Source organism: Dyella sp. (assembly GCF_035486915.1).
Classification (GTDB): Bacteria; Pseudomonadota; Gammaproteobacteria; order Xanthomonadales; family Rhodanobacteraceae; genus Dyella_B.
Genome location: NZ_DATHMR010000039.1, coordinates 1 through 7632 on the forward strand (window position 1 = coordinate 1; position 7632 = coordinate 7632).

Sequence of the window (7632 nt, forward strand, 5' to 3'; positions counted from 1 at the left end):
AAAGCAGACAGCTGCTGCGCGAAGCAAAGCCGATGCAAGATGAATCGCTTCGCCTGCTATGCGCGCAGCAGGCCCGCGCGCTGGGGCTGCGTCACTGTCCGCCATTGCTACTTTCGGACGCGATCACCTCGCCGCAAGTGACGGGTATGTGGCGGCCTGCCGTTCTTTTTCCGAGTACACATGCGCTGAACGATGACGAGTCCGCCATGGCACTCGCTCACGAACTGGCACACATTCGCCGCGGCGATCTCTGGCTTGGATGGGTGCCGGCGATTGCGCAACGATTGTTCTTCTTCCATCCGCTGGTGCATTGGGCGATGCGCGAATACGCGTTGAATCGCGAAGCGGCCTGCGATGCACACGTTCTGAAACAACCGCAACTCGAACCGCGCGATTACGGCCGTCTTCTGCTGCGCCTTGGCGTGTCCTCTCCCATGCGGTCCAGCTTGGCCGGCGCGTCGCCGACGTTCAACAACTTGAAGAGACGCATGATCATGCTGCAGCAAACAAGCAGTTCGCCATCGCGTGCACGCGGATGGATGTGGGTACTGGCCGTTGCGCTCATCGGCATACTGCCGTATCGATTGACGACAGCCGATCCCGTTCATGCAAGCGCCAACCAAAGTACGGATAGCGCGGTATTCGCACCCGTACCGCCACCGCCACCTGCGCCTCCAGCCGCTCCGGCAATCGCGCCGACACCAGCAGCGCCGGCTGCACCCGCAGCGCCCGCAATGCCTGGAGTGCCACCTGTTCCGGCTGCCCCGCTGCCGCCGCCTCCACCTCCTGCGCCGGCCGCGCCCGAAGCAGCAGCGATACCTCCCGTACCGCCCATATTCAGAGCGCGGCACATGGATATCGACATCAACTCCGACGCCAAGTACGGCTTCGTGCTCTTCGATGGCGACTCTCTCATCGTGAACGGCAGCGACGCCGATTCCCGCACCGCATCTCGCTACTACAAGCCGCCGGTACCGATGCTCTGGTATCGCAGCGGAGGCACGAGTTACGTCATCCATGATGCGGACATCATCCAGGAAGCACGCGACGCCTATTCGTCGGTGACGGACGTGGCACGCGAGCAAGGTGAACTCGCCGGACGACAAGGATCGCTGGCGGGGCAACAAGCCGGATTGGCAGCCAGGGAGGCGGCCTTGGCTGGGCGCCAGGCTGAGCTAGAAGGCCACCGCGCCGCGCTGGAAGCAAAAAAGGAAGCGTTGCGCGCCAAAGCGGAAGCATCCGAGGAGAAGGTGGCCGACAGCGCGAGCCTGACGGGCCAGCTGGCAGGCGTGGATGAGGAAGCTGCGGAGATAAGTCGCCAGTACGCGAACATCCACGGTGAACAAAAAGATTTGTCGGAACGCCAGCAACAGTTGGATCGCGAAATGCAAAACCTGAATGCCAAGCAGAAGGACGCGTCCGACAAGGTCGACGCGCAAATGGGCAAGTTGCTGGACAAGGCCAAGGCAAAAGGTTTGGCAGAACCTGTCAGCCGATAACACGTTCCCGAAAAAACGGGCGTTGCCTTAGCACACGCCCGTCGCTCGCCTAACACATCCATCTCGACATACACGCCTGCTTCGGCAGGCGTCAGGGAATTTTGCGCTCTTTTTGGAGGCCACCGATGTTCGGTTACTACCTTCTGCTCGCTCTATACAGCTTAAAGCGCAGCCGAGTCATCACCACATTGATGATACTGGCGATTGGCCTTGGCATCGGCGCGAGCATGACGATGATCACCGTGCTGCATGTGATGTCGGGCGATCCGCTGCCCGATCGTAGCGCGCAGCTGTACGTGCCGCTCATCGATCCGATGCCCGTCAGCAACGACACCAAGTCCACGAACACCACGCCCGAAGCCGACATGACATGGGTCGATGCCATGAACCTTCTGCACGCCGCCCGCGCCGAACGGCAAGCGGTAATGGCGGCCGCGTCGCTGCCGGTTCGTCCGCAACAAAACACGCTTCGGCCGTTCTTTGAAAGCGGCCACTACGTCACAGCCGACTTCTTTCCGATGTTCGGCACCGTATTCCGTGCGGGCAGCGGATGGACAGCGCAGGATGATGCCGCACATGCGCGCGTGGTCGTGCTCAATACCGAACTCAATCGCAAACTGTTTGGTGCCGCATCGGGCATCGGCAAAACCGTCCGTTTCAAGAACACCGACTTTCGCGTCATCGGTGTACTGGACAACTGGAATCCGCAACCGGTGTTCTATGCGCGAATCGATGATCGCGCTTTCGGCAGCACCGATCAGTTCTTCCTGCCGTTGCAAACGGCGCAAGAGCTTGGCTTCGATTTTCATGGCCAATTCTCCTGCTGGGGAGACGGCGGCGACAACCGCACCAGCGACCATTGCACCTGGCTGCAATTCTGGGTGCAGCTGAGCGATAGGAAGAACGTACGCGCTTATCGCGATTACTTGGCCGACTACTGGCACGATCAACAAAAGCACGGCCGGTTTCCGCGGCCGGTGAATCCGCAACTTTTTGGCTTGATGGATTGGCTCGTCAGCCAGCACGTGGTTCCGGATGATCTGCGATTGCAGCTGTGGCTGGCGATCGGATTTCTTGGTGTCTGCATGATCAACATCGTCGGCCTGTTGCTCGCCAAGTTTCTGCGACGAAGCGGCGAGATCAGCGTGCGACGCGCGCTGGGTGCGCGCAGGCGCGACATCTTTTTGCAGCTGGGCATTGAATCGGCTGTGATCGGTCTCGCAGGTGGCACGCTGGGTTTGATGCTTGCGGAATTCGGACTGTGGACGATCCGCCAACGACCGGATGGTTACGCAAAACTGGCGCAAATGGATCCAGCCATGCTGCTTGCGACCTTCGTGCTCGCCGTCATCGCAAGCGCACTTGCCGGCCTGCTACCCGCGTGGCGCGCGTGCCACGTCACACCTGCTTTGCAACTCAAAACACAATGACGAGGCGATCCATGTCACTGCCACCTGTCATCGCAAGTCTTACTCGACACAAACTCACGGCGTTGCTGCTGGTTATCCAGGTCAGCCTGACCTGCGCGATCGTGTGCAATGTCGCGTTCATGATCGTCAATCGCACATCCCAGCTGCGGCAACTCAGTGGCGTCGCTGAAGATGAGCTGGTAATGATCGAGAGCACCGATCTGGACCAGAACGCACAGCCGCTCGTGCGCCATAAGGCAGATGTCGCAGCACTAAGTGCGATCACCGGAGTGAAATCGGCGGCAGCTGTGGACGCATTGCCTTTCAACGGCAACGACTGGAGCAACGGCATTTCGCTGGTGCCCAGTGCCACCGCAAAAATCACGGCTACCGCTTTCAACGGCACACCCGGTGAACTGGCCACGCTCGGCCTTCGCCTGATCGAAGGCCGCGATTTTCAGCCGAACGAGTACATACCCGTCGATACGGCGCACGATTGGGCCGGTATCGATCATGTGCCGGCTACCATCGTGACGCGCGCGCTGGCCGATCAGCTTTTCCCGGGCCAGGAACCTCTGGGCAAAACCATCTACCCCGGTAACGGCCCCGTTCGCATCGTGGGTGTGGTGGATCATCTGGTGCGCCCTCATGCCCATGACGGCGCGCAGAATGACTACGCTACGCTGTTTCCATTACTGCCCGATGGAAACGACATCACCTATGTGATGCGCACATCTCCGCAAGATCGCGACCGTGTCTTGAAAGAAGCCACCGATGTACTGAACCGTCTCGACGACAACCGCATCCTTCGGCATCCGCAAACGTTCACTCAATTGCGTGCGGACTACTTTCATCGCAGTCGGACGATGATTTCTTTGCTGATCGCTGCAGCGGGAGGCCTGTTGCTTGTCACGGCGCTGGGTATTGCCGGTCTCGCCAGCTTCTGGGTGCAACAGCGCCGGCGGTCGATCGGTATTCGTCGTGCGATAGGCGCTACACGGCACGACATCCTGCGTTATTTCCAGAACGAAAATTTCCTGATCGTTGGCGCTGGCGTGGTGCTTGGATCATTGCTGGCCTATGCACTGAATCTCGCACTGATGCAGCATTACGAACAACCGCACTTGCCACCGCTCTATCTGGGCGTTGGCGCGCTCTCGCTTTGGTTGCTCGGTCAGCTCGCCGTGCTTGGCCCGGCCTTGCGCGCCGCAGCGGTACCGCCTGTCGTGGCGACACGCGCAACATGATGATGACCGCCGCGAGCAGCAGTAGCTGCAGCTCGCGGCGACGGCAGGGTTATTTCCAGGGCCAGGGTTTTAGCGAGTATTCCTTGGGCGGCGTATCACCGGCCAAGTTGGTCACGAAGTAGTCCCAGCGGCGGCGCGTGATGTACGGCGTTGCCGAGGCGTAACCGTGATGCTGGTTCGGCACCATCAGCATGTCGAAGTCCTTGTTCGCCTTCATCAGCGCATCGACAACCAGCAACGTGTTGTAGAACGGTACGTTGTCATCGATCGTGCCGTGCACCAACATCAGGCGCCCCTTGAGATTCTTCGCCTGATCTTCATTGGCCTGATTGTCGTAATTGGTGCTGCCGTCCTTATTGGTGACCAGCAGACCCTGCCACTTTTCGCCCCAGTCGTCTTCGTATTCGCGGTTGTCGTGGTTGCCGCTTTCGGACCAACCCACCTTGAAGAAGTCGGGATAGCGGAACATTGCATCGGCCGTCGCATCGCCGCCACCAGAGTGACCCCAGATACCCACGCGGTCGAGATCGATCCAGTTGTAGCGCTGGGCAAGTTCTTTGATCGCAACCACCTGGTCGGGCAGCGTGTTGTCGCCCATGTTGCCGTACCACGTATCGTGGAATGACTTGGAACGCCACGGCGTGCCCATGCCGTCGATGGCGACGACGATGAAGCCGAGCTCCGCCAGCGACTGATCGTCGATCTGCGAGGGCATGAAACCGTACGTATACACCGAACCTGTTTGCGGACCCGGATAGATGTAGTCGACGATCGGGTATTTCTTCTGCGGATCGAAGTGCGTGGGCTTAAACATCAATCCATACAGATCGGTTTTGCCGTCGCGCGCTTTTACCGTAATCATTTCGGGCGCTTGCCAGCCCGTCGCAAGCAGACGCGTGATATCGGCCTTCGCCACGCTCGCCACGGTGTGACCATCGTTGGCATCGCGCAGCACCGCGACCGGCGGTGCAGATGTCGTGGAATAGCTATCGACGAAATGCTTGCCATCCTCGGACATCGTGATGGTGTGATCGGCATTCTCAGGCGACAGCAGTACAGGCTCGCCGCCATCCAGGCTGACTTTCCAGAACTGCTGGTAGTACGGATTCACGCCCGGCGTACGTCCCACGCCGCGGAACCATACCGTGCGCGTTTTCGGATCGACCTTCAGCACCTCGGTGACGTTGCCATCGCCGGTGGTGATGGCGTGCTTGAGCTTGCCGTCGGTAAGGTCGTACAGATATAGATTGCCCCAGTTGCTGCGTTCACTGAACCAGATGGCTTCGTGCGTATCGGGCAGGTAGCGCCAGTTGACGGCACCGTTGCCGCTTTCGTAATCCGTGGCCACGTCTTCATGGAAGACGGTGCGCACCTCGCCCGTTTTGGTGTCGGCGATGCGGAAGGTTTCGTGCTTGTGATCGCGCGAGGTGGAAACAAAGGCCAGTGTGGTGCCGTCCTGCGCCCACTTCACGTCGTCCCAGCCACCGTTCTCGCCACAGCTGACGTCATCGCACAACGTGGAGCGATGCTGATCGGCCGGCATCTTCAGGCGCACGAGCTTGTGTTCGGGCACGTTGATGATGACGCGCTCGATCATCGTGATGTTCTTGTCGCCCGGCAGCGGATATTTCCACGCCGAAAGTTCCGGATGACCGACGCGGGTGGTGACCGTATACATATCGCCATCGAGACGCTGATCCTGCTGGAACGTCGCGATCTGCTTGGAATCCGGCGACCATTCGAGAATGGCGTTATCGGTATGTTTCCAACCGGCGTTGTCGGTGGCGTAGCCGAAGTTCTCCACGCCATCGGTGGTGAGCTGCGTTTCCTTGCCAGTAGCAACCTCACGTACCCACAGATTCCAGTTGCGGATAAACGCTTCCTGCTTGCGATCGGGCGACAGCGCGCCCGGCTCCTTGCCGGTTTTCACGAGCGTGCTCTTGTCCACGCACTCGCCCGCCGCCTTGAGGTTGCACAAGTAGGTGGTACCGCCGACTTCGACCTGGTCGCGACCATCGGCCGCCACGCGGTAATCGGTGATGCCCAGCTTGTCGACCTTGATCGATTTGGCACCGGCTTTGGTAAGTGCATTGGCGAGCTTGACATGATCAAGCAACGGCGACGCTTTGCCGCTCGTCACATCCATCTGCAGGTAATGATCGCCGTGCACGTCGTGATCGACATACCAGAAGTGCGTGCCATCGAGCCAATGCACGGTACGCACCGCGTGATCGACCAGCGGCATCGTGTTGTAAGGCATGAAGCGCTCGGCCTGCGCATAATCCTGCGCCGTCAGCGTGCGACCTTCGGCCATTACATTGCCCGCATACGAAGTCGCTGCCAGCAACCCGCACACCATTGCGCCGTACAGGCGCGACGTTCCGATTCTCGAACGCATGCTCACTCCCCGATAAGAAAACGAACCGCCGCAGCGGCTGCCCCCAAACTGTAACAACCCTACATGTTAATTGCCCATGGCACCGTCCACCCCTGCCAAAGGTATGCGACATGGCATTGGATGACGGGGGGTCTTATTGTGTGTGCTCTCCCCACTCTTCCCGCGTTGCCCCCATGACCGCCACTTTGACTGAAGCTCGTCTGCTGGAAATGGTTTTCCCGGACCACACCAACCATCTCGGGACACTGTTCGGCGGCCAGGCGCTGGCCTGGATGGACAAGGCGGCTTTTATTGTCGCCTCGCGGCATGCGCGACGTACGGTCGTCACTGCGCGCTCGGAGGAAGTGAGCTTTCGCGTGCCCGTTCGAGAGGGGCAACTGGTGGAACTGGTCGCACGCATCGTCGGTACCGGGCGCAGTTCCATGCAGGTTGAAGTGGAGATGACGGCGGAAGATCCGCTGACGGGCGATCGCCGTGTCTGCACCACCGGTCGTTTCGTGATGATTGCGCTCGATTCGAATGGCACGCCTACGCCGGTGCCCCCGCTTCCTGCCAACTGATCTTTGCATAGGGAGAATTGCATGTCGCAGTCGTTGACGGTCATTGGTAATTACATCTCGCCTTATGTGCGCAAAGTGCTTGTGTGTCTGGAGCTGAAGGGCGTCGATTATGTCGTCGATCCGATCACACCTTTTGTCGGCAATGATGCGTTCACTCGTATCAGTCCGCTGCGGCGCGTGCCGGTGCTGATCGATGGCGATCTGGTACTCAACGATTCGTCGGTGATCTGCCAGTATCTGGAGGACAAATATCCGACGCCATCGCTGTACCCCGCGAATATTGTCAAGCGCGCCAAGGCACGCTGGCTGGAGGAGTACGCGGATACGCGACTGGCTGATGTGCTTATTTGGCGCATGTTTTATCAGCTGGCCGTTCGCCGGCACATCTTCCATGAGACACCCGATGACGGCATCGTGCAGCAGGCGCGCGAGGTGGATATCCCTGCGACGCTCGATTATCTGGAAACACAGTTGCCTGCTGAAGGTTTTATCTTTGGCGATCTGTCGATTGCCGATATC

The 7632-nt window shown here is 59.5% G+C and carries 6 protein-coding genes; 5 read left to right on the forward strand and 1 reads right to left on the reverse strand.

Annotated features, from left to right (window positions below; genetic code table 11):
* The 3 genes from VK725_RS03885 to VK725_RS03895 all read left to right on the forward strand — a co-directional run.
* Positions 1 to 1499 (forward strand): M56 family metallopeptidase (locus VK725_RS03885; RefSeq protein WP_325316743.1); only part of this gene is annotated, 1499 nt, incomplete at its 5' end.
* A gap of 125 nt (positions 1500 to 1624) precedes the next feature.
* Complete coding sequence (locus VK725_RS03890; protein ID WP_325316744.1) at positions 1625 to 2929, forward strand: ABC transporter permease; 1305 nt, start codon at positions 1625 to 1627, stop codon at positions 2927 to 2929.
* 11 nt (positions 2930 to 2940) lie between these two features.
* Positions 2941 to 4155, forward strand: a complete 1215-nt coding sequence (locus VK725_RS03895; protein WP_325316745.1) for an ABC transporter permease — start codon at positions 2941 to 2943, stop codon at positions 4153 to 4155.
* 49 nt (positions 4156 to 4204) lie between these two features.
* Here the strand turns inward: VK725_RS03895 and VK725_RS03900 are convergent, their stop codons facing one another.
* Positions 4205 to 6553: a S9 family peptidase gene (locus VK725_RS03900; RefSeq protein WP_325316746.1), complete on the reverse strand. Its 2349-nt coding sequence runs from the start codon at positions 6551 to 6553 to the stop codon at positions 4205 to 4207.
* A 173-nt stretch (positions 6554 to 6726) separates the two neighbouring features.
* On the opposite strand from VK725_RS03900, the gene VK725_RS03905 reads away from it, so the two are divergent.
* Positions 6727 to 7113: an acyl-CoA thioesterase gene (locus VK725_RS03905; protein WP_325316747.1), complete on the forward strand. Its 387-nt coding sequence runs from the start codon at positions 6727 to 6729 to the stop codon at positions 7111 to 7113.
* Between the two features lie 21 nt (positions 7114 to 7134).
* Positions 7135 to 7632 (forward strand): glutathione S-transferase family protein (locus VK725_RS03910; protein WP_325316748.1); only part of this gene is annotated, 498 nt, incomplete at its 3' end.

Excerpts from the sequence above, each read along its gene's own strand:
- VK725_RS03890 (WP_325316744.1), top strand. The coding sequence starts at position 1,625 with ATGTTCGGTTACTACCTTCTGCTCGCTCTATACAGCTTAAAGCGCAGC.
- VK725_RS03895 (WP_325316745.1), top strand. The coding sequence starts at position 2,941 with ATGTCACTGCCACCTGTCATCGCAAGTCTTACTCGACACAAACTCACG.
- VK725_RS03905 (WP_325316747.1), top strand. The coding sequence starts at position 6,727 with ATGACCGCCACTTTGACTGAAGCTCGTCTGCTGGAAATGGTTTTCCCG.
- VK725_RS03900 (WP_325316746.1), bottom strand. The coding sequence starts at position 6,553 with ATGCGTTCGAGAATCGGAACGTCGCGCCTGTACGGCGCAATGGTGTGC.